The sequence below is a fragment of the Mucilaginibacter polytrichastri genome (assembly GCF_001911425.1).
Classification (GTDB): domain Bacteria; phylum Bacteroidota; class Bacteroidia; order Sphingobacteriales; family Sphingobacteriaceae; genus Mucilaginibacter; species Mucilaginibacter polytrichastri.
Genome location: NZ_MPPL01000001.1, coordinates 5,537,079 through 5,557,005 on the forward strand (window position 1 = coordinate 5,537,079; position 19,927 = coordinate 5,557,005).

Consider the following 19,927-nt stretch of genomic DNA (forward strand, 5'->3'; position numbering starts at 1 on the left):
TTAACAGGTTTCTTCTTGGTTTCCGTATAAACTACACCACCCAAAGCTAATACCAGTAATATTGATCCTGCTAAAGAAATACCTTCGCCGGTATAGTATGATGCCGGGTGAAAGATAAACTCGATCTTGTGGTTACCTACCGGTATTTGTGCGGCACGTAATATATAATCGGCACGGAAATAGGGTTTCTCAACACCATCAATCAGCATCTTCCATCCTTTATCGTAATAAATTTCAGAGAATACAGCAATCATGGTAGCAGTAGAGCCACTTTGATAAACCAAATGATCTGGTGAGTAACTGGTTAAAGTGATATTGGCAGATGGATCAACCGAAGTTTGTTTTTCGTCAATTACACTGCGGAACTTTTTGTCTACAATGGCTTCATCTTTGGGTGCAAAGCTGCTAATCACCTGCATTTCCTGATCGGCATTATCTACATAACGCACGCTTTTTACAAACCACGCATGGCCGCAAGCCGTAGCATTAGCCTGCATGCTTAAAGTTTGCGATTTTTGGTCGGCATTGATGATGTATTTGGTGTTCAACATGTCTAATACATCCTGGTTAACACTTTTGCTCATCTGGTTATCCAGCAATTCGTCATAACGTTTTAAACGCGCTGCAGAATAACCACCTATTGACTTATAGAAATAAGGCGTAATTGCATCTTGTTTCAATGGTTGTGTTAAATCTATCACGCGGAAATCGGGGTCTTTATCGCGCAAAATAATTTGGTCAACTTCACGTGGCTGTGGCTTTTGAATATCAGCTTTCGCAACAAAGCTCTCATCTTTCAGGTAGCGTTTGTCTATCTGCCACATATCAATTAACGTAACAGCCAATAGTATTAAAGACAGTACTGTTGCATTAAGCTTTTGTTTAATGAATGCCCAAAGTAGCCCGAAAGTAATCAGGATAAGGATTAGTGAACGGATCGCATCCGCACGTGCAAGGCCTATACGGTCTTGTACAATGGCATTGCCTATTGAATTAGCAAAATCATTATCACCTTTAAGCGCCTGAGCTAAATATTGGATAATTTGCTGGTGTTGTACCGACTTAAACGAGAAAAACAGATCTGGCATTACAGCAAGTATTAGCGTAAAGCCACCAACAATATATAAAGCAATTTTAAGCTTTTTGAAAATCTCTGTCCGGTCTTTGGTTACTATAATCTCGTTAACAGCTAAGAAGGCCATAATTGGGAAACATAGCGCCGCAATAACCATTATCGATTCTACCGCTCTAAACTTATTGTACAGCGGGAAGTAGTTAAAGAACAAGTCTGAGAAGAAGGCGAAGTTACGGCCATATGATAGCAACACGCTTAATACAACAGCGGCCAGTAACCACCATTTTAAACGGTTTTTAACAATAAATAAGCCCAATACAAACAGAAAACATACAATGGCACCAAAATAGAATGGGCCCTCTGTAAATTGCTTGTCGCCCCAATAGGTTGATATACCGATGCCCGCGAGTTGTTGTACATAGCCAACTGCCTGCTCTTCCGGAATACCCTTAGAGACAAAAGCTTTTACCACGGCAGAATTATTATCCAGTGCAGCAAGCCCGGAGCCGCCACCATAAAGATTAGGCACCAGGATGGTAAAAGTTTCGCCTACGCCCTCGCTCCATTCATAAGCATAGTCTTTATCCAAACCGTTTCCAGGTTCTTTTACTGATGATTTGGTTAAGTTTGATTTTCCACGGATAGTGTCATTACTGTATTCGGCTGTACTCCAAAGGGTTGACGCATTTACAGCCAGAGCAAGCAAGGTGGCAACACCCAGGTAAGCTAAGGCCTTTGCAAATGATGGTAAGGTTTTAGTTTTTACGGCATTAAACACTTCAAATATTATCAATACTAAAATGGCTAATAGCAGGTAATAGGTCATCTGGATATGGTTGGCACGAATCTCTATGGCTAAAAACAAAGCCGTGAGTGTGGCACCCATAAAATATTTACCGCGCAGGGTTAATATAATACCTGCCAATATAGGCGCAAAAAAGGCGATAGCATAAGCTTGGTTAGCATGCCCTGCAACCAATAATATAATATTATACGAAGAGAATGTAACTGCAATAGCGCCGGCTGCTGCCAGCCAGGGATTAAGTTTTAAAACGCAAAATAAAAGGTAAGCCCCTAATAAAAATAATAATACGGTATCAATAGGGCTTGGAAATATTGCTTTTAAGCCACCTATAACATGCGTTGTGATGTTATTTGGATAGGGTGCCCAAATTTGAAAAGCGGGCATACCGCCTAAAATCTGGTTGGTCCATAAAATGGTAGTGTCTTTGTCGCGGTAATCCATAATCTCTTTCTGAGTGGATTGCGCGCGTGTTACGTCATTCTGACCAAGTGTTTTACCCTGGAAAGCCGGCGTAAAATAAAAGAAACAGATTGCTATAAAAATTCCAATAATGGCGAAATGTGTCCCATTTCGCTTAAACCAATTGCCCATTCGTGTTTAAAAAATAATTTATCCCCAAAAATAGAAATTTGAGCGAGATTAGGAACGATAAGTTTTTTAAGGGATAGTTAACAGTTAAACACTGCGTAATAGGTAAACATAGCAGCAAAAGTGGCTATGCTGATAGCGTAGGCAATGATTGTCACCTTATTAAATTCTTCGCGGTTGCGGCGTACAGTAAAAAAATTATAACTAGCCAGCCCGGCGAAGCCTACCCAAAACGCCCAGCTGATGTGCCTGCATGATACAAACGCAGGTACAATAAGAAACAAAACTATACTGTTTGCTATTAGCAGGGTAAGTAATACCGGGGTGCCGTAGTGGCGGCGTTTAAATAATTCTTCGGGTATCATTAATGAGGGTTATTTAACCTCTTCGTAGTCAACAAATTCACCTTCAGAATCTGGAATGGCGCCTTTTTGAGCCGGGGGCATATAATCTACCTTAATTGCACCGGTAGGTTTTGGCTGTTTGTATTGTTGCTGCGCATTTTGTTGTTGTTGCGCCTTATTTACCATGCCCTGAAAAAGCATAGGCAGAAACCAACGCACCAAACTACGCAGGATGTACAGGATACATATAGAAATGATCAGAAAACGGATCAAAAGCATATCTTAAAATTTAGCTTTACAAATATAAGTATATAATGTTGAACGCAAAATGTAGCGAGTTGTTACAGAGCTGCAATTTGCTGACACTAATTTAGCAATTAGCTATTCGATGATTTGTTAATGAGGTGTTAAGTATTACCAAATTACCTCATTAACAAATTATAGCATTATTTTTCGCTCAGTTTCTTTTCCAAAGCAAACATTTCATCGCGCAGTTTGGCGGCTTGTAAAAAGTCCATATCCTTGGCAGCGGCAAGCATTTCTTTCTTGGTATTGTCTATCGCCTTTTTCAGGTCGCCTTTGCTCATGTATTGTACAATTGGGTCGGCGGCCATGCTTACAATGTTTTCTTCTTCAATATAAGGCCTTTGTACACCGCCTTTAAAGTCCATCACCGAGGTTTGCTCCATAATAGATTCGCGCGATTTGCCTACCGTTTTCGGCGTAATGCCATGTTCGGTATTGTAAGCCACCTGTTTTTCCCTGCGTCGGGTGGTTTCATCCATCGTAATCTGCATGCTGTCGGTAATTTTATCAGCATACATAATAACCCGGCCTCTGTCGTTACGGGCGGCGCGGCCAATGGTCTGGATCAAGGAACGTTCAGATCGAAGGAAACCTTCTTTGTCAGCATCCAGAATAGCAACCAAAGACACTTCGGGTAAATCAAGCCCCTCGCGTAGTAGGTTGATCCCTATGAGTACGTCAAACTCACCAAGGCGCAGTCCTCTTAAAATTTCCACCCGCTCCATGGTTTTTACCTCAGAGTGAATGTAGCGGCACTTAATGCCGAGGCGATCCATGTACTTGGCCAACTCTTCCGACATCCGTTTGGTGAGCGTAGTTACCAGTACCCGGTCGCCCATTTTAATGGTTTTGTCCACTTCATCAAGTAGGTCATCTACCTGGTTAATAATCGGGCGAATCTCAATTTCAGGATCTAACAAACCTGTTGGCCTGATCACCTGTTCTATCACCACCCCTTCAGATTTTTCCAGTTCAAAATCACCCGGCGTTGCACTTACGTAAATGGTCTGCGGAGCCAGCTTTTCAAACTCCTGGAAGTTAAGCGGGCGGTTATCCAGCGCTGCAGGCAGGCGGAAACCATATTCGACCAATGAGATTTTACGCGACCTATCGCCGCCATACATGGCGCGGATCTGCGGTACGGTTACGTGGCTCTCATCAATCACCATCAGGTAATCATCCGGGAAATAATCCAGCAAGCAGAAAGGGCGCGCACCCGGCTGCCGGCCGTCGAAGAATCGGGAATAATTTTCGATACCCGAGCAATAGCCCAGTTCGCGAATCATTTCCAGGTCGTAGTTAACCCTTTCTTCCAATCGCTTGGCTTCTAAAAAGCGCTGATCATCTATGAACTGCTTTTTACGCATTTCCAGTTCTTCCTGTATGGCCCAGATAGATTTGGTAAACCTGTCGCGCGGTGCTACATATAAGTTGGCCGGGAAAAGTACCATGTTCGGCATTTTCTCAATGGTTTTACCATTGGCTGGGTCAAAGCTGCTCAGCTCTTCTATATCGTCGCCATAAAAGGATACGCGGTAGGCATAATCCAGGTAGGCGGGGTAAATATCAACAGTATCGCCTTTTACACGGAAAGTACCGCGTTTAAAATCGGCTGTGGTGCGGGAGTACAATATCTCGACCAGGCGGTGCAAAAATGCATTACGGCTTACGCGGGTACCCACGGCAAACTTAAATACCGAGTTCGAAAAATCCTCCGGGTTCCCCATACCATAGATGCAGGAGATTGACGATACCACGATGACATCCCTGCGGCCCGACATTAATGACGAGGTGGTACGCAAACGCAGCTTTTCGATTTCCTCGTTAATTTGCAGGTCTTTTTCTATATAGGTATTGGTGGTAGGTATAAAAGCCTCCGGCTGGTAATAATCGTAGTAGGAAACGAAATAGTTAACCGCATTCTCCGGAAAAAACTGTTTAAACTCACCATAAAGTTGTGCAGCAAGCGTTTTGTTATGGCTAAGTACCAGGGTAGGTTTCTGGGTTTGCTCTATAACATTGGCTATGGTAAACGTTTTGCCCGAGCCGGTAACGCCTAAAAGGGTCTGGTAGTTTTCGCCGGCCTCTACACCAGTAACCAATTGTTTAATGGCTTCGGGCTGATCGCCGGAGGGAACGTATTGTGAACTTAGTTTAAAATCCATTATATCAAAAATACAATAACTAAAAGGGAAAGCTAATTGATTTAGCAAAAATTACTTTGGATAAATATTTTATCTGTTAATAACTTAGTTTGTTGATTTGTTTATGAAAAAACAATCATTATAATTTGTTGATTCACAATTATCAACGTTTAACTCTTTATCCTCAAATTATCTCAGTGGCAAATGAGTGGAACATTCCACATGTGCCACTTGTTCCATTTTGCAAACATAAAAGTCATTTTTTAAGTTGCTAATTGATGTTAAATTCCTTGTAATTAATTAGTTATTATGAAATTCTGATTAAGCTCATGTTCCACTTTTGCTGGCATAAAAGTAATTTTAATGACAAGAATTTGGCACTAAAGCGAATTCGAACTTCGGGCATCCAGATATCATCCGCATATTTGCATATCCGCACATCTACAACATGAATAACTACCGCCACCTCTTCTTTGACCTCGACCATACCATTTGGGATTTTGATAAAAATGCTGAAGAAACCTTGCACGAGCTTTACCATCAGTATCAGTTAAAAGACCTCGGTCTGCATTCGGCCGACCGTTTCATCGAGACTTATACCGCACATAACCACCGCCTTTGGGCCGAATATCACATGGGCCGCATTAGCAAAGATACCCTGCGCGAAATGCGTTTTAAACAAACTTTCCTCGACCTGGGCTTGCACCCCGATGTGATACCTGCTGAATTTGAAGATGATTATGTACGTTTGGGCCCCACCAAACTCAATCTTTTCCCCGGTGCGCACGAAACGCTGGCGTATTTAAAAGGCAAGTATACCCTGCACCTGATCTCGAATGGTTTCCGCGAATCTACCGAGATGAAGGTAAGCAATACCAACCTGGCCCAATACTTCGATAATGTGATCATCTCTGAAATTGTAGGCGTAAACAAACCCGATAAGGCCATTTTTGAACATGCCCTCCAACTGGCAGGAGCAGAAAAGTACGAAAGCGTGATGATTGGCGACAGTATAGAGGCCGATATAATGGGTGCGCTAAACTTTGGTATAGACGCCATATATTTTAATCCCGCCGGTTTGCCGAAACTAGATGTGGTTGAAATAGAGATCAGGAGTTTGAGCGAGTTGATGGGGATGTTATAGAAAAAGGGTCCAGAATAGAGAATTAAGACAAAGCAGGTTGTGGTAGAGGCACAACACTTTGTGCCTGCCGAAATGAAAGACCGGGCTTTTAAAAACAGGTATTGTGTATCTACGCAATATTATGTCTTTGCTCTGCCTGTATATACTTTCCGATAATAATGCCGGTTAAAAATACGGTATAGATATGCCCGGTAAGCCCCATTAGCATTACAGACCTTTTGGCGGTAAGGGTTAATGGTACAATATCGCCATAGCCAATGGTAAGCAGGGTGGTGAAACTGAAATACGACAAGTTAGAGAAACGAACTGTGCCCAAACCCACGTTTGAGTAAGAATGAGGCATGTTTACTTCGATAGTGATAAACAAAATGGCCCCGGCCAGGCAAAGTAGTATAAAGCCGCAAAGCACTGTTGCCATCATCTCGGCTGATACCCGGCGGGCAGTAAAAATTTTCTGATATACTTTTAGCGATATTAAGATAAAATACAGGAAGTAAATGACGAGTATAATGCCTGCGCCCAAACGGGTAAAGTAGCAGCAGTTAAATAATGAAATGGCGATGGTTAACCCAATCATACTGCCAATGGTGTAGCGTAACTTCTTCTCGTCGAAAAATACAAACAGGGCAACTACCATATTTTGCAGGGGCAGCAGGATGATAGAAAATACCATACTGCGCGGCATGTCGCCAAATATTAACAGCACAAAGCTAACTACCAGAATTTCGTATTTGTTGCGGCCTATAAAGGCCCTTAATTTATTAAGCATATTGCCTGCTGTTTTTGAATGAAAGATTGAGTACAGCTGTTATGAATAATATGCCTTTTTAGTTTTTGGGTGTTTGATTTTCTGTAAAAAAAGCAAATACAAACAGAAACAAAAAAAGGGATAGACCAACAGTCTGTTTATACCGACGGAGCTACATTTAAAGATTAAAATTGGCTGATTTTATAGCGTGGATTTATAACGTATTTTGCCATTAATGATATTCCTAAAGCCTCTATTTATTAATCAATGAAAACTTGCAGGGGCCATGTTTGTTAATAATTGCAGATACCCCTGGCAAAGTGAAAATAAATCAACAACGGAAACGGATAGAGGAGGCGCTGGATAAATACCGTAGCTGGCTGGACGATATAACAGATAGCCGGTTTGGCGAAACGCCGCCTATTGGCGGCTGGAGCTATGCCGAAGTTTACTCACATATTTTGCAATCAGACTTTAGTTCGCTGATTGCTGCAGAAAAATGCGCCCGTAAAACAGGGGTACTAACAGCTAAAGGAACCAATCTCTTTGGGAGGTTTGTTTTGCTTACGGGCATTCTTCCCCGTGCTAAAATGCCGGAAATGTATGTTTCGGCATCTAAAAAGATCAGTAAAGAGGAAGCCCGTAACTTACTAATCAGGGTGCGCAGCCGCCTGGATAGTGTGATGGAAGTATTGCGCAACGCCCCCCAGGATTATAAAATTAAACACCCACGGCTGGGTATGCTCAATGCCGAACAATGGCTAAAGTTTACCCGCATACATACCGAGCATCACTTAAAACAACTGGAGCGGATCAAAAAGAGCTTTGACGAAAATGTTCCGTCGCAACCTGTACAGGAAGTAAAAGAGTTTTAGTTTTACATTGATCTCTTTTGTCATTCTGACGAAGGAAGAATCTTCTTAGTTACTGCAAGTTTTCCCCACGCTACGGCAAGTTTCTAACTTTGGTGTGGATGAAATAAAAACTAACCCAGGCTAAACTTCCAACTATTCCTTCAGTCTATCGTATACACAAACAGGCAAACAACTCTGAAATTGAAATTCGGTATGCGGGATAATAAATAGTTTTCACCAACTGTAACATCCTGATATTTAATACCGTCTTAACAGTAAGATAATTTCAGTAACTTAACTTTGTCACTAATAAAAGGTTAAAATGAGTTTCAACATTGCTTATTTAATCGTAACCGGCCTGGTGCTGTTGTTAGCCATCTTATACGTTAGCCCTTATGAATTAATGGTTGACGAAGAGGAAGACGAACTTTAACACCTCGCTAGTATAACATCGTACAGCTGGTAAAACCCGGCCTTGAATTATACGCTTAATTAATGGCAAAACGCGAAGTTGATATCGTGGTTATATCTGATGTCCATTTGGGCACATACGGCTGCCACGCTAAAGAATTGCTCAAATACCTCAAAAGCATCAAACCCAAGGTTCTTGTATTAAACGGCGATATCATTGATATATGGCAGTTTAGTAAATCATACTGGCCAGAAAGCCATATGAAAGTGGTGCGCCGCATTCTTAAATTTGTTACCGAGGGTGTGCCTGTTTATTACCTCACTGGTAACCACGATGAGATGCTGCGTAAGTTTGCTGATTTTAACCTCGGCACCTTTCAGCTTATGAATAAAGTTGTGCTAAATCTCGATGGCAAAAAAGCATGGATCTTTCACGGCGATGTATTTGACGTTACCATGCAGCACTCTAAATGGCTGGCCAAGCTGGGTGCAGTTGGCTATGATACTTTAATTATAATCAACAGCATGACCAACTGGCTGCTTACTGCTATGGGCCGCCAAAAAATGAGTTTCTCGCAAAAAATAAAAGGCAAATTTAAAGATGCGGTAAAGTTTATCAATCACTTTGAGCAAACCGCTGCCGACCTGGCAATAGATAAAAAATACGATTACGTAATATGCGGGCATATTCACCATGCCGAGATTAGGACAATAACGGCTACTGACAACCCCGGTACTGTGCTTTACCTCAACAGCGGCGACTGGGTAGAGAGCCTTACCGCATTAGAGTACAATGATGGTAAATGGGAGATTTTTAAATACCTGCCTGCCGATTTTACCACCGAACCGGATGAAGATGATAAGACAGATGCCGAAGACCTGGACGACAAACTGGATGTGAAAAATCTTTTAGAAAGATTTAAACAAGAAGCCGGTTAAACGCTTTATGAATAAAAGCGCGCTATATTTGCTTCAACAGCCGGTTTAATCATGAAAATATTATTTGCCATACAGGGTACAGGTAACGGACACATTAGCCGTGCCCGCGAAATTGTGCCGCTGTTGCAGCGGTATGGCGAGGTTGACCTGCTGGTGAGCGGCACCCAGGCCGAAGTGTCCTTATCGCAGCCGCTTAAATACCAATACCACGGTTTCAGTTTTGTATTCGGCACTCATGGTGGGGTTGATAAATGGGCAACCTATAAAATCATGAATCTGCCGCAACTCTGGAAAGATATGCACAGCCTGCCGTTGCAACAATATGATTTGATTGTGAATGATTTTGAACCGGTAAGCGCCTGGGCCTGTAAGCTGCAAAAGACCCCGTCGGTATCGTTAAGTCACCAGTGCTCGTTTGTGTCGCCCAAAACACCCCGTCCATCCAGGTGGAATTATGCCGAATGGCTTTTGAAATATTATTCGCCCACCACGTATCATATTGGCTTCCACTTTGAGGCTTATGATAGTTTTATTCATACCCCGGTAATCCGAAGTGAAATCCGTGCATTGGAGATTTCAGATAAGGGCCATTACACGGTTTACCTGCCGGCTTATGATGACAAAACATTGATCAAGCAGCTTAACAAAGTGAATGATGTGGAGTGGCAGATTTTCTCTAAACGTCAAAAAATACCCTTGAGAGAAGGTAACGTAACCGTGCTGCCTGTAAGTAACGATGGCTTTAACCAAAGTATGGCCAGTTGCGCGGGTTTGCTTACCGGCGGTGGTTTCGAGGGCCCGGCCGAAGCGCTTTATTTAGGCAAAAAGGTAATGATGATACCCATGCGGGGGCAGTATGAGCAGCAGTGCAATGCCTTGGCTGCTTCTAAACTAGGAGTACCGGTGGTGCATCACATTGATAATCATTTTAACGCACACCTGCAAAGCTGGATAGCCGACGACAAAAAGATTGTGGTAGATTTTAAAGATGAGACTGCGCAAATAGTTGACAACATGGTAAAACAGTACGCCCGGCCACAACCGATTTTAGCATAAGCGGTTTTTGTGGTATCTTTGTGCCAGCGTTCATAAATGATCAATCTTTTCAGAATATACAACCCGTTTAATGTTATATGGCTGGCTTTAGTATTGCTTGTTATGCGCCTGGGTTACATTATCAAAGCACCAGATCACCTCGATTTTATTTTTGTTGAACCTTTTACCCGTACGCTGGTACCGGTAGCTTACGAAAACTATTTTTCGCCTTCGGCTAATATTTTGCTGGCCGCAGTGCTGGTATTTGCACAGGCGCTGCTGCTTAATTATCTCATTAACTTTTACAATCTTTTGGGCAAGCCCAGCTTTTTACCGGGGCTGATGTTTGTTGTAGCCTCGAGCTTATTTACGCCTTTTTTGATCCTGAGCCCGCCGCTCATCTGCAATTTTTTGATCTTGTGGATGCTATTTAAATTGTTTGGACTTTATAAAACCAACGATGCCAAATCAACCGCATATGATTTGGGTATGATGGTAGCCGTAGGGTCGCTTATTTACCTGCCTTTTATTTATCTCATATTGATCGTATGGATAGCGCTCCTGCTTTTTCGCCCCTTTGATATCCGCGATTGGATGGCCAGCTTGTTCGGCTACGTAACCGTGTTTTTCTTTCTGGCGGTGTATTATTACCTCAATAACAGGCTCAGTACTTTTTATACTATTTGGTTGCCGTTGGGCACGCGGTTTCCTAACAGTATTCATATTAACCAGTACAGCTACCTTATTTTAGTGCCTGTAGCGGTTATTTTTATACTATGTTTCTTTAAAGTAAGGCAGGTTTTCTATAAAAGTTACGTGCAGGTGCGTAAATCGTACCAGTTGTTACTGCTGCTTTTTATAATAAGCGCACTGGCCTTTTATGTGAAGGCCGAGTTTAGGTTAAGCCACTTTTTATTATGTGCAGTGCCCACAGCGGTGTTTTTTGCTTACTACTTTTTGTATGCAACCAAGCGCTGGTTTTATGAAATTTTGTTTTTGTTGCTGGTTTCCAGTATAATTTATTTCCAGTTTAACACTTTTTAACTTTTACATTCGTTCAGGTTCAAGGTGTTGTATTAGTTTTGTAACATGAAGTTTGGCGTAGTCATTTTCCCGGGCTCCAACTGCGATGAGGATATCATTTATGTATTGGAGCATGTATTAGGTCAGCAGGTTGTTAGGTTATGGCATAAAGACCATGATTTGCAAGGTGCCGAATTTATTGTTTTACCAGGCGGTTTCTCTTTTGGAGATTACCTGCGCTCTGGTGCAATTGCGCGGTTTTCGCCAATTATGCAGGAGGTGGTAAAGTTTGCTGCTAACGGCGGCTATGTAATGGGTATCTGTAACGGATTCCAGATACTGGTTGAGGCCCATTTATTGCCGGGCGTGTTGCTGCACAATAACAACCGTAAGTTTGTTTGTAACAATATTTACTTAAAGCCCGAGACTAATAACTCAATGCTTACAGCACAGGCCGATCTTAACCAGGCATTAAAGATACCGGTAGCCCATGGCGAAGGTAACTACTTTGCCGATGAAGATACCCTTAAGGCTTTGAACGATAACGACCAGGTATTGTTTAGATATTGCGACGAGAACGGTAACGTAACCGATGCAGCTAACTTTAACGGTTCTATCCAGAATATTGCTGGTGTTTGTAACCCAACCCGTAACGTGTTTGGCTTAATGCCTCACCCCGAGCGTGCTGCAGAAACATTGGTAGGCAACCAGCACGGATTAGTGATTTTTGAATCTATACTGTCATTGGTTAAAGCTTAATGCCCAACCTGGTTATTGATATCGGTAATACGCAAACAAAGCTGGCCGTTTTTAATGATCAGGAAATGGTATGGTTTGACCGGCAGGAGGTAGCAGACGCAAGTACTATTAACCATATTATTGCCAGCTACCAAATAGACAAAGTTATTGCATCATCGGTGAAAAAAGATCACGACTGGCAGCAGCAAATCAGTAAGGCAACCAAATTATATCTGTTTAATTACCAGATGGCAAAATCGGTGCACAACCATTACCGTACACCACAAACGCTTGGGCTGGATAGGCTTGCCGCCGTAGCTGGTGCAGCAGCCATATACCCGGGTAAGGCAAGTTTGGTAATTGATGCAGGCACCTGCATTACTTATGATTATGTAGATGCCGGTACAAATTATGCAGGCGGCAGTATTTCGCCGGGATTAAGCATGCGCTACAAGGCTATGCACAATTATACAGCCGGTTTACCGTTGGTGAACAAAGACGAAACATTTAACGGCAGCTTTGGCAACGATACCATATCGGCCATGGTTTCGGGAGTGCAAAATGGCATAAAATACGAGGTAGAAGGGTTTGTAAAAAGCTATCAAAAGCAGCAGCCTCACCTCAACATTATATTAACCGGGGGCGACGGTATTTTTTTGGATACTCTATTGAAAAATAGCATCTTTGCCCCCTATATAAAAATTGAACCTTACCTTGTTTTACGGGGTTTAAACGCAGTTATTAAAGAACATAATGATTAAATATATCCGTTTTATAGTACTATTTCTGGTGGCTGTGTCTGCTTCTGCAGTGGTTATGGCCCAATCAACTGCTACTACTAGTTCCCCTTATTCAAGATATGGTTTAGGTTCACTGGCCGATGGCCTTTTGCCGCAAACTGCTGCAATGGGTGGTATCTCTACCGCTATTAACCGCATAAACGGTTACAATAACATCAACTCACAAAACCCGGCTTCGTACAGCTTTATCAATTTCACTACTATTGATGTTGGTGTTTACAGCAGCTTTGTTACCCTTAAACAAACCGGGTCCGAGTCGCAAAGCAATGGTAACTTCAGGTTAAGCCATATTGCATTTGGTATACCGGTAACCAAAAGTTCGGCCTTGAGCTTTGGTTTACAACCTTACTCAGAAATGGGTTATAATTTTGTACAAACCAAATCAAACTATGGCACAAGCCTGCCATCTGATACCAATGCCATTAACAATATTTACAACGGCGATGGCGGTTTATCTAAAGCTTACTTAGGTTACGGCTTTACTTTGGGCAAGCACATTCATTTGGGTGGTAATGTTTCTTACATATTTGGTAACCTGCAGCAATATCGATCTGTAGAAACTCCTACATTATATGGTGCGCTTAACACACGCCTGGAAGAAAGCAACCAGGTTGGTGGTGTTAACTATGATTTTGGTACACAGTTCTCGTTCGACCTTAAAGAAGGGGATCACCTTACTTTTGGTTATTCTGGCTCTGCGTCAACCAATCTTAACACCAAAAATAAGTTTGTGGCAAGCCAGTACCAGAAAAATTTTACAACAGGCGATGAAAGTACAGCTGCTGATACTATTGTTAATAATGTATCGAGCAACGGAAAAATAAAACTGCCATTGATTAACCACTTCGGTATCTCTTTTCAAAGAGACAGCAAGTTTTTAATAGGTGCAGATTATAGCATAGGTAACTGGTCGCAGTTAAGTATTGCCGGTGTAAACCAGGGGCTGCAAAATACCCAGACATTTAACGTTGGTGGCCAGATTACGCCAAACGCCAACCAGTTGCACAATTACTTTGCAGCAATTGATTACCGCTTAGGTTTCAATTACGAAAAAACTTATGTAAATGTGAGCAACACCAACATTAATCAAAAAGCGGTAACGTTTGGTTTTGGTTTCCCGCTGGCACCTAACCAAAACGGCTTAAGTTTCTATAAAATAAACTTCTCTGCCGAAATTGGTCAGCGTGGTACATTGGCTAACAGTCTTATACAGGAAAAATTCTACAACTTTCGCTTAGGTTTTACACTTAATGATAAGTGGTTCCGTAAATACAAGTTCGATTAATCACAGCTGTTAATGCTTTACAGGTTTAGGTACACGGTTAAGCTTTTTATTTGGCCGCTAATGCTTGCCACGACCCTGTTATGTGCCTGCGAGAACGATCTGAAAAAGATTCACGAAATTTCTTCAAAAGAAACCGACGTACCTGCCGAGCGAACCACCGGTGTTACGGCATTATTTAGCGATTCGGCACATGTGAAATTCAAGATGGAAACCCCGTTGTTGATACACTATACTACAAAAACGCCTTATTATGAGATGACTAAAAGCGTGAAAATTACGTTTTTAGATAGTAACCAGGTGGTAACAAGCACCGTCAGATCAGACTATGCCATTTTTAAAGAAAATGAAAAGCTGATAGAAATGGATAAAAACGTGGTGGCCAATAATGCACAAGGCAGCGTTTTTAAATCAGAGCAGTTGATATACGACCAGGCCACGCACAAAGTTACCTCTCAAAAGCCGGTTACCATAACTACAAAAGATGGCAGCATTATACACGGATCGTCATTGGTTACCAATGAAAGATTTGATCCATGGGACATTCCAAACACCAATGGGAAGTTCAATGTAAAGCAAAACATTTCGCAATAAAACATTGTTTTTTAGCACTAAAATTTTGTGATGTAAAATTTTAGTAAAAATTGTATCTTGCGCGCTCTTTTAACTGATAAAAAGCAGAAATTATTATAATAAAGTAAATAGGTATATGGGTTTAATGAGTTTTTTGCGCAACCGGATGGGGACGATAGTTGTCGTTATTATCGGTTTGGCACTTTTTGCGTTTATTGCGGGGGAAGTAGTGCAGTATGGCAAGTCTTTTTTCACAGGCGATCAAACCACAGTGGGTGAGATATCTGGCGAGAAAATTAATTATGAGGCATTTAGTGCCAGGTTAGATCAAAATACAAAGCAATATCAGCAGCAGTTTGGCCAAAACCTTACGCCGCAGTTAACCAGCTATGTACAAAACATTACCTGGAACCAATACTTAAGCCAGATCATCTTCAAAAAAGAGGTTGAGAAAGTTGGCGTTGTAGTAGGTGCTGATGAAACAAAGAGTATGATTAGCGGTACCAACCCAGATCCTGAGGTTGCCCGTAACTTTACTAATCCGCAAACAGGTCAGTTAGATCGTGCGCAGCTTAACCAGTTTTTAAACAATATGCAAAATGCACCTGCATCAGACCCGATGCGCGCGCAATGGGCAGATTTTGTGGCGGCACGTATCGATGCCAAAAAAATGGAAAAATATTTGGCCATCGTTCATAACGGTTTATATGTAAACTCGCTGGAAGCTACTGATGACTATGAAGCAAAAAATAAGCTGGCTAACTTTAAATATGTAACGCTTCCTTATGCTGCTGTACCAGATAGCAAGGTTACCATCAGCGATGGTGATTATCAGGCTTATTATGATGAGCACAAATCATCATTTAAAAACCCACAAGAGTTAAGAACCTTTAAATATGTAAGCTTTAACGCAGCACCATCTAAAGAAGATACTGCTGCAATTAAATTACAGGCCGATAAATTGGCTGCTGATTTTAAAGCAAGCACTAATGATTCGCTTTTTGTGCAAATCAATGCTATCGATGCGGTAAACAAAGCAGCGCTTGCTTTTGTACATAAAGGTCAGCTCGATCCAAAGATTGATTCTGTAATGTTTAATGCACCTAAAGGTTTTGTATACGGCCCTTATGTTTCTAACGGAAGCTACAAAGTATCAAAACTGGTTGATGAGCAAGTTGGCCCGGATTCTGTAAAGGCCCGCCACATCTTAATTAACCCAGCTACTGAAGGTGGTTTGCCTAAAGCTATTGCCAAGGCAGATTCTATTAAGAAACTGATTGAAGGCGGCAAGTCATTTGGCGACCTTGCAAAAATGTATTCTATTGATAAAGCATCAGCCGAAAAAGATGGCGAGCTGGGTACCTTTGGCCGTGGCGCAATGGTGCCTGTTTTTGATGATGCCGTATTTAACGGTAAAAAAGGCGACCTGAAAGTGATAACAAGCCAATTTGGTGTACACGTTATACAGATAGAAGATCAAAAAGGTTCATCAAAAGTGGTTAAAGTGGCTACTGTTGACAGGCCATTATTGGCAAGCAGCAAAACACAGTCTGAAGCATTTAGCAAGGCGCAAACCTTCTTATCTGCAACAAACGGCGATAATTTTGATGCACAAGCTAAAAAAGAAGGTTTAGAAGTTAAAACCGCACCGGATGTTACCGGTATTGCAGCTGGCCTGCCAGGTTTAGATAACGCACGTGAAGTAGTTAAATGGGTATTTAAAGCAGATAAGGGTGATATTGCCGATAAAGCATTTACAGTAGGTACCCAATATATTGTACCACGCGTAACCGAAATTAAGCTAGAAGGCTATTTAGCATTAGATGCTGTTAAAAAACAGATCCAGCCTGCGGTGTTAAATATTGTAAAAGCAAAACAGCTAACCGAGAAATTACAGGCAGCAGCTAATGGCGCTTCTTCAATAGATCAGGTTGCTCAAAAAGCGGGTGCAACTGTTGTACCTGTAGAGAATATTGTTTTTGCTAACCCTGTATTACCAGGCATAGCTCAGGAAAATAAACTGATCGGATCTATATTCGGTTCACAACCCAACAAGGTAAGCAAACCAATTGCGGGCGATCATGGTGTTTATGTATATGTGCTTAATAGCTTTATTAACCCTGCACCATTAACCAATGCCGTTACTGTGAAACAACAGCTTGGCCAGGCGATGTTACAACGCGCCGACAACCAGGTTTTTGATGCCCTGAAAGATAAGGCGAATGTAAAAGATTACAGAGCTAAATTCTTATAGTATAAAATACCGTAATTTTGTATCCGGAACAGCGTTATAATACCTGTTCCGGATTTTTTTATTTAAGGAGCTATGGAAATTCAGGAAAATTTTGTGAATAAGGTTGCCCAAAGCGGATTAGTAACACTTGACCCCGCTGATTTTTATCCGGCAGGCGAACGTGTGATCTATGATATAGCCGGTAATCTCTTCCAGGGATTGATATTACGGGAAAAGGATTTTCGTGAGTTTGTAAAAGGGCACGACTGGACACAATACCAGGACAAGATTGTAGGTATAACGTGCAGTGCCGATGCCATTGTACCGGCCTGGGCATTTATGCTGCTGGCCAACCGCATTGCACCTTATGCCAAAGAGGTTGTGTTTGGTGATGCCGACACCGTAGAATCGAAACTATTTGAACGCCAGATAGAGAAAACAGACTTTGAACAATACCGCGACCAGCGTTTGGTAATAAAAGGTTGTGGCGATACACCGGTACCAGTGGCTGCTTATGTAGCTTTAACCAGCAAACTTACGCCATTGGCTAAAAGTTTGATGTTTGGCGAGCCATGCTCTACCGTGCCTATTTATAAAAGAAAAGACTAAGTTTAATCAATGAGGAAGGCTTTTTTCGTTTTTATACTATTATCGGGTTGTATATTACTGGCATTTAACGAGCCGGTTGCCATGCCCGATAAATTAGCAGATACGGCCTTTAAAGCTGGCGAGTTACTAAACTACCGGATGAAGTACGGCATTTTTACCGCTGCCGAGGCCCATCTGAAAATAGAAGAAAGCGACGTTAAATTTGACGGGAAGCCTGCCTACCACATTATAGCGGATGGAGCCACCGCTGGCAGCTTTGATGTTTTTTACAAGGTTCGTAACCGGTACGAATCATACATTGATAAAACTACCTTACTGCCGTACTTATATACCGAAAACAGGCACGAGGGCAGTTGGCATCATACCGATAAAGTGGCCTTTAACCATGGGGATGATAAAATAACGGCCAATAGCGGTACTTATCCTTTCAACGGTAAGGTTTTTGACTTTCCGTCGGCTTATTACTTTGCCCGCAATCTGGATGTGTCAAAACTAAAAATTGGCGAAACGTTTGATATGCGTTATTTTTTAGATAATGGCATCCAAACCCTGAGCATCACTTTTATAGGCCGCGAAAAAGTTAAGTGTGCTTTGGGTACTTTTAATTGTTTAAAGTTTAGCCCAACCATTATACCGGGGCACATCTTTCGTAAAAATAGTAAGTTGTACCTTTGGATAACCGACGATAATAACCGCATACCGGTAAAGGCACATGTAGAAGTGGTAGTTGGCAGCCTTACCATGGAATTGACCGATGCAAAGGGGCTTAAGTTTCCTTTAAATGCAGTAATGAAATAGAATGATAGAAGTTGGAAGTGTATTACTGCATGAGGATGTAGTAAGAGAAAATTTTGTATGTAACCTAAGCAAGTGCAAAGGCGCGTGCTGTATTGAAGGCGACGCGGGCGCTCCGCTTAACCATGACGAGCTTGGCGTGCTGAAAGAGATATATCCTAAGGTGAAACCCTATATGACCGCCAAGGGCATAAAAGCGGTAGAAGACCAGGGTACACACGTAACCGACTTTGAAGGTGACTACACCACACCTTGTGTAGATACCAATAAAGAATGCGCTTACGTTACCTGGGAAAATGGGATAACCAAATGTGCCATTGAAAAAGCTTATGAGCAAGGCGCCATTACCTGGCAGAAACCAATTTCGTGCCATTTATACCCCATCCGTATTACGGCATACCCGGAGTTTGATGTGCTTAACTACGACCGCTGGAGTATTTGCAGCCCGGCATGTTCATTTGGTGACGAGCTTAAGGTAAAAGTACATGAGTTTTTAAAAGGCCCGCTGATTCGTAAATACGGTGCAGAATGGTATGCCGAACTCGAAGATTTTATGGATGGTGCAGATCTGTCACACTTGTAAAAATGAAAGCCCGGATTTTAACCACTATCCAAAAAATTGCATCAGGTAATCACGATTGCCTGGTTATAGAAGACCTGGACCAGACTGTTACCGTTAGTAATGATGAAGAGCCCGAAACGCTCCGGGATTTCATCCGCTCCGGCTTCGCAGATCTCGGCATCGAAATAGAATTTAGCGGCAAAGGCATCAATGAGCGCGGCGTAGTAATAGATATCGACGAAGACCGTTTCGAAGCATTAAACTTTGATGTTAACACGCTAAGGTTTGGGCAAACGGTGGTGAAGGCTTTGCAGTAGAGAGTCGAGAATTGAGAGCCTCAGGTTGTCATTCAGAGCGGCAGCGGAGAATCTTCTTCGTACTGTATGTTATAAACTATTTCTATCGAGAAAGATTCTTCATTACATTCAGAATGATAAGAATTAATTATCTCACAGGCGGCCAATCCATAATTTCCGTATTTAAGAACCTCCAACTTGGGTTTTCAAGTTCAATTAGCTTATTCTTTTTATTGCGAATCCAGCCTTTTATCTCTTTCTCTCTTTGAATTGCATGGTCGATATATTGATGTCTTTCGAACCATACTAAATAATAACACTTGTATTTACTTGTAAAACTGTTGGGCTGATCCAGCCCGAAGTAATGCTCGAATAACCTTCTATCAAGATCATTTGTTACGCCTGTATATAATACTCTTTTATTATAGCTCGTGAGGATATATGTGAAGAAGTTGTAATTAGGCATATCCTAAGTTAAAAAAACTCCACTTGTCATTCTGAATGTAATGAAGAATCTTCTATAATTTGTAAAGCAGCTTTACAGATCGAAGAAGATTTTTCGCTGGCGCTCTGAATGACAAAGGCGTTATTGATTAAAGTAAATTATAAAGTTTGTCATTCTG

Annotated in this window: 20 protein-coding genes; 14 read left to right on the forward strand and 6 right to left on the reverse strand. The window is 41.8% G+C overall.

From position 1 onward, the window contains the following. The 4 genes from RG47T_RS24060 to uvrB all read right to left on the reverse strand — a co-directional run. The coding region (locus tag RG47T_RS24060) for a hypothetical protein (RefSeq protein ID WP_139302441.1) at positions 1 to 2,471 on the reverse strand (2,471 nt) is incomplete at its 3' end. Between the two features lie 77 nt (positions 2,472 to 2,548). After that, positions 2,549 to 2,833 (reverse strand): hypothetical protein, encoded by a 285-nt coding sequence (locus RG47T_RS24065; RefSeq protein WP_074492559.1) that lies wholly within the window; start codon positions 2,831 to 2,833, stop codon positions 2,549 to 2,551. Between the two features lie 9 nt (positions 2,834 to 2,842). Beyond that, on the reverse strand, positions 2,843 to 3,091 hold the full coding sequence (locus tag RG47T_RS24070; protein WP_074492561.1) for a DUF4834 family protein: 249 nt from the start codon (positions 3,089 to 3,091) through the stop codon (positions 2,843 to 2,845). A gap of 167 nt (positions 3,092 to 3,258) precedes the next feature. Next, on the reverse strand, positions 3,259 to 5,283 hold the full coding sequence (uvrB, locus tag RG47T_RS24075; RefSeq protein ID WP_074492564.1) for an excinuclease ABC subunit UvrB: 2,025 nt from the start codon (positions 5,281 to 5,283) through the stop codon (positions 3,259 to 3,261). A 427-nt stretch (positions 5,284 to 5,710) separates the two neighbouring features. Between uvrB and RG47T_RS24080 the strand changes: the two genes are divergently transcribed. Continuing rightward, positions 5,711 to 6,406: a YjjG family noncanonical pyrimidine nucleotidase gene (locus RG47T_RS24080; RefSeq protein ID WP_074492566.1), complete on the forward strand. Its 696-nt coding sequence runs from the start codon at positions 5,711 to 5,713 to the stop codon at positions 6,404 to 6,406. Between the two features lie 109 nt (positions 6,407 to 6,515). On the opposite strand, the gene RG47T_RS24085 is transcribed toward RG47T_RS24080, so the two are convergent. Then, complete coding sequence (locus RG47T_RS24085) at positions 6,516 to 7,175, reverse strand: ion channel (RefSeq protein WP_074492568.1); 660 nt, start codon at positions 7,173 to 7,175, stop codon at positions 6,516 to 6,518. A gap of 299 nt (positions 7,176 to 7,474) precedes the next feature. Here RG47T_RS24085 and RG47T_RS24090 point away from each other — a divergent pair, with 299 nt between their 5' ends. From RG47T_RS24090 to RG47T_RS24150, 13 genes are all read left to right on the forward strand, one after another. Beyond that, entirely contained in the window at positions 7,475 to 8,029 is a 555-nt protein-coding gene (locus RG47T_RS24090) for a DinB family protein (protein ID WP_171972595.1), read from the forward strand. A 474-nt stretch (positions 8,030 to 8,503) separates the two neighbouring features. Then, complete coding sequence (locus RG47T_RS24095; protein ID WP_074492573.1) at positions 8,504 to 9,358, forward strand: UDP-2,3-diacylglucosamine diphosphatase; 855 nt, start codon at positions 8,504 to 8,506, stop codon at positions 9,356 to 9,358. A gap of 51 nt (positions 9,359 to 9,409) precedes the next feature. Beyond that, positions 9,410 to 10,414, forward strand: coding sequence for a glycosyltransferase family protein (locus tag RG47T_RS24100; protein ID WP_074492575.1), 1,005 nt, complete (start codon positions 9,410 to 9,412; stop codon positions 10,412 to 10,414). A 36-nt stretch (positions 10,415 to 10,450) separates the two neighbouring features. Continuing rightward, positions 10,451 to 11,437 (forward strand): DUF6427 family protein, encoded by a 987-nt coding sequence (locus tag RG47T_RS24105; RefSeq protein ID WP_074492578.1) that lies wholly within the window; start codon positions 10,451 to 10,453, stop codon positions 11,435 to 11,437. 45 nt (positions 11,438 to 11,482) lie between these two features. Further along, positions 11,483 to 12,175 (forward strand): phosphoribosylformylglycinamidine synthase subunit PurQ, encoded by a 693-nt coding sequence (gene purQ, locus RG47T_RS24110; RefSeq protein WP_074492580.1) that lies wholly within the window; start codon positions 11,483 to 11,485, stop codon positions 12,173 to 12,175. Continuing rightward, a complete protein-coding gene (locus RG47T_RS24115) occupies positions 12,175 to 12,915 on the forward strand; it encodes a type III pantothenate kinase (protein WP_074492582.1) in 741 nt (246 codons plus the stop codon). The genes purQ and RG47T_RS24115 overlap by 1 nt, the downstream gene beginning before the upstream one ends. Beyond that, positions 12,908 to 14,239: a BamG family beta-barrel-assembly machinery protein gene (gene bamG, locus RG47T_RS24120; RefSeq protein ID WP_074492585.1), complete on the forward strand. Its 1,332-nt coding sequence runs from the start codon at positions 12,908 to 12,910 to the stop codon at positions 14,237 to 14,239. The genes RG47T_RS24115 and bamG overlap by 8 nt, the downstream gene beginning before the upstream one ends. Before the next feature lie 60 nt (positions 14,240 to 14,299). Next, the gene (gene lptC / locus RG47T_RS24125) at positions 14,300 to 14,830 is read left to right on the forward strand and encodes an LPS export ABC transporter periplasmic protein LptC (protein WP_074493736.1); all 531 of its coding nucleotides are present in this window, start codon (positions 14,300 to 14,302) and stop codon (positions 14,828 to 14,830) included. 124 nt (positions 14,831 to 14,954) lie between these two features. Next, positions 14,955 to 17,063 carry a peptidylprolyl isomerase gene (locus RG47T_RS24130; protein ID WP_245770794.1) on the forward strand — a complete coding sequence of 703 codons (2,109 nt, stop codon included), beginning with the start codon at positions 14,955 to 14,957 and terminating at the stop codon, positions 17,061 to 17,063. 72 nt (positions 17,064 to 17,135) lie between these two features. Then, entirely contained in the window at positions 17,136 to 17,651 is a 516-nt protein-coding gene (locus RG47T_RS24135) for a DUF2480 family protein (RefSeq protein ID WP_074492589.1), read from the forward strand. A gap of 9 nt (positions 17,652 to 17,660) precedes the next feature. Then, a complete protein-coding gene (locus RG47T_RS24140; protein WP_074492592.1) occupies positions 17,661 to 18,449 on the forward strand; it encodes a DUF3108 domain-containing protein in 789 nt (262 codons plus the stop codon). 1 nt (position 18,450) lies between these two features. Beyond that, positions 18,451 to 19,029, forward strand: a complete 579-nt coding sequence (locus tag RG47T_RS24145) for a DUF3109 family protein (RefSeq protein ID WP_074492594.1) — start codon at positions 18,451 to 18,453, stop codon at positions 19,027 to 19,029. A 2-nt stretch (positions 19,030 to 19,031) separates the two neighbouring features. Further along, positions 19,032 to 19,325 (forward strand): hypothetical protein, encoded by a 294-nt coding sequence (locus tag RG47T_RS24150; protein WP_074492596.1) that lies wholly within the window; start codon positions 19,032 to 19,034, stop codon positions 19,323 to 19,325. Between the two features lie 127 nt (positions 19,326 to 19,452). On the opposite strand, the gene RG47T_RS24155 is transcribed toward RG47T_RS24150, so the two are convergent. Continuing rightward, on the reverse strand, positions 19,453 to 19,770 hold the full coding sequence (locus tag RG47T_RS24155; protein WP_074492599.1) for a GIY-YIG nuclease family protein: 318 nt from the start codon (positions 19,768 to 19,770) through the stop codon (positions 19,453 to 19,455). Between the last annotated feature and the right edge of the window lie 157 nt (positions 19,771 to 19,927).

Excerpts from the sequence above, each read along its gene's own strand:
- RG47T_RS24065 (WP_074492559.1), bottom strand. The coding sequence starts at position 2,833 with ATGATACCCGAAGAATTATTTAAACGCCGCCACTACGGCACCCCGGTA.
- RG47T_RS24070 (WP_074492561.1), bottom strand. The coding sequence starts at position 3,091 with ATGCTTTTGATCCGTTTTCTGATCATTTCTATATGTATCCTGTACATC.
- uvrB (WP_074492564.1), bottom strand. The coding sequence starts at position 5,283 with ATGGATTTTAAACTAAGTTCACAATACGTTCCCTCCGGCGATCAGCCC.
- RG47T_RS24080 (WP_074492566.1), top strand. The coding sequence starts at position 5,711 with ATGAATAACTACCGCCACCTCTTCTTTGACCTCGACCATACCATTTGG.
- RG47T_RS24085 (WP_074492568.1), bottom strand. The coding sequence starts at position 7,175 with ATGCTTAATAAATTAAGGGCCTTTATAGGCCGCAACAAATACGAAATT.
- RG47T_RS24095 (WP_074492573.1), top strand. The coding sequence starts at position 8,504 with ATGGCAAAACGCGAAGTTGATATCGTGGTTATATCTGATGTCCATTTG.
- RG47T_RS24100 (WP_074492575.1), top strand. The coding sequence starts at position 9,410 with ATGAAAATATTATTTGCCATACAGGGTACAGGTAACGGACACATTAGC.
- RG47T_RS24105 (WP_074492578.1), top strand. The coding sequence starts at position 10,451 with ATGATCAATCTTTTCAGAATATACAACCCGTTTAATGTTATATGGCTG.
- purQ (WP_074492580.1), top strand. The coding sequence starts at position 11,483 with ATGAAGTTTGGCGTAGTCATTTTCCCGGGCTCCAACTGCGATGAGGAT.
- RG47T_RS24115 (WP_074492582.1), top strand. The coding sequence starts at position 12,175 with ATGCCCAACCTGGTTATTGATATCGGTAATACGCAAACAAAGCTGGCC.
- bamG (WP_074492585.1), top strand. The coding sequence starts at position 12,908 with ATGATTAAATATATCCGTTTTATAGTACTATTTCTGGTGGCTGTGTCT.
- lptC (WP_074493736.1), top strand. The coding sequence starts at position 14,300 with ATGCTTGCCACGACCCTGTTATGTGCCTGCGAGAACGATCTGAAAAAG.
- RG47T_RS24130 (WP_245770794.1), top strand. The coding sequence starts at position 14,955 with ATGAGTTTTTTGCGCAACCGGATGGGGACGATAGTTGTCGTTATTATC.
- RG47T_RS24135 (WP_074492589.1), top strand. The coding sequence starts at position 17,136 with ATGGAAATTCAGGAAAATTTTGTGAATAAGGTTGCCCAAAGCGGATTA.
- RG47T_RS24140 (WP_074492592.1), top strand. The coding sequence starts at position 17,661 with ATGAGGAAGGCTTTTTTCGTTTTTATACTATTATCGGGTTGTATATTA.
- RG47T_RS24145 (WP_074492594.1), top strand. The coding sequence starts at position 18,451 with ATGATAGAAGTTGGAAGTGTATTACTGCATGAGGATGTAGTAAGAGAA.
- RG47T_RS24150 (WP_074492596.1), top strand. The coding sequence starts at position 19,032 with ATGAAAGCCCGGATTTTAACCACTATCCAAAAAATTGCATCAGGTAAT.
- RG47T_RS24155 (WP_074492599.1), bottom strand. The coding sequence starts at position 19,770 with ATGCCTAATTACAACTTCTTCACATATATCCTCACGAGCTATAATAAA.